The sequence below is a fragment of the Bradyrhizobium sp. PRIMUS42 genome (genome assembly GCF_023006515.1).
Taxonomy (GTDB): domain Bacteria; phylum Pseudomonadota; class Alphaproteobacteria; order Rhizobiales; family Xanthobacteraceae; genus Bradyrhizobium.
In genome coordinates this window covers 1-1,582 of the sequence record NZ_JALBGZ010001053.1, presented here as the reverse complement: position 1 = coordinate 1,582, position 1,582 = coordinate 1, and the positions used below count along the sequence as shown (strand labels likewise).

Here is a 1,582-nt window from a genome sequence, read left to right as displayed (position 1 = left end):
GGCACGCCGCCCGCGTTCATGCCACCGTCGATGACGAGCTCGCTGCCGGTAACGTAACGCGAGGCATCGGAGGCCAGATAGAGCACGCCGGAGGCGATCTCTGCCGCCTGGCCGGCGCGGCCGAGCGGCGTGGCGACTTTCGCCCGCTCCTCCGGATCGATCGGCGCGTTCTGCCCAGCGCCGGTCGCGCCCGTCGGGATCTTGCCCCAAATCGGCGTGTCGATGATGCCGGGATGAACCGAGTTGACGCGGATGCCGTCGCCCGCCGCCGCGCATTCCATCGCGATCGATTTGGCGAACAGCCGCACGCCGCCCTTGGTCGCCGAATAGGCCGACAGCCCAGGCGAGCCGCGCAGGCCCGCCAGCGACGACATCATGACGATCGAGCCGCCGGCATGCTTGCGCATCAGCGGCAGGCAATGCTTGACCGAGAGAAAGACGCCGTCGAGGTTGATCGCGTTCTGCTTGCGCCAATCAGAGAGTGTCATGTCGACGATCGAAGGCACGGCGATGCCGATGCCGGCGTTGGAGACCATGATGTCGAGCCGGCCGTAGCGCTTGGCCACCTCGGTGACGATCTCGATCCAACGCTCCTCGCTGGTGACGTCCTGCTCCAGGAAGATCGCCTTGCCGCCGGCCTTCGTGACGCGCTTGGCGAGCTCGGGGCCGCGCAGGCCGTCGATGTCGGTGATGACGACACTCGCGCCTTCGCGCGCAAACAGCTCGACGATGGCCTCGCCGATGCCCGAGGCGCCGCCCGTCACCAGCGCGACCCTGCCCTCAACCTGCCCTGCCATGTTCACTCCCTTTTTTGTTGTTTGAAGCAGTTGCTATCTAATCACGGATGGCCCCTGGTCCGGTAGCGCGACGTCGATGACGCGGAATTGCACGCGTTCGGTGCCCTGATAGCGATCGACCGAGAGCGAGCCCGCGACATGCAGTTGCTGGCCGCGATTGGCGAGCAGTGCGTTGCCGAGCTTCTGGCCGACCGAGCGGAACGCGATGCCGTTGACGATGGCGCCGTCGCCCGACTTGAAGCGCAGACGCAAATGCGCCTGCCCAACCTCGTCGGCAAAGACGAGCTGATGCGCCGGCAGCGCCAGCACGGCTTCCGGATTGCCGCTGCCGAACGGACCGGCACGGTTCAGCGTCGCCGCAAGCTCGGTCGTCACCGCGCGCGCGGAGACAGCGCCGTCGATATAGAGCTCGTTGACGTGGCGCGCCTCGGCGACGTCCTGCGCCAGCGCGTTCTCCAGATAAGCTCGGAATTCGGCGAGCTTCTCCTTCCGCAACGTCACGCCCGCGGCCATCGCGTGTCCACCGCCCTTGAGCAAGATGCCGTCGGCCACGGCCTGCCGCACCGCTTTGCCGAGATCGACCCCGGCAATCGAACGGCCCGAGCCGGTGCCGATGCCGCCGGGCTCGAGGGCTATGGCGAAAGCCGGCCGTGAGAATTTCTCCTTCAGGCGGGAGGCAACGAGGCCGACGACGCCGGGGTGCCAGCCTTCGGACGCCGTCACGATGACGCCGAGCTTGTCCTCCAGCCCGATCGAGGCCAGCGCCTCGGCTTCGGCCTGGGCTT

The 1,582-nt window shown here is 67.4% G+C and carries 2 protein-coding genes; both read right to left on the bottom strand.

Annotation, left to right across the window (positions count from 1 at the left end):
- Window positions 1-797, bottom strand: a 797-nt coding sequence (locus tag MOV75_RS37420) for an SDR family NAD(P)-dependent oxidoreductase (RefSeq protein WP_247007915.1), incomplete at its 3' end; no start/stop codon positions are given.
- A gap of 33 nt (window positions 798-830) precedes the next feature.
- The coding region (locus tag MOV75_RS37415; protein WP_247007914.1) for a DHHA1 domain-containing protein at window positions 831-1,582 on the bottom strand (752 nt) is incomplete at its 5' end.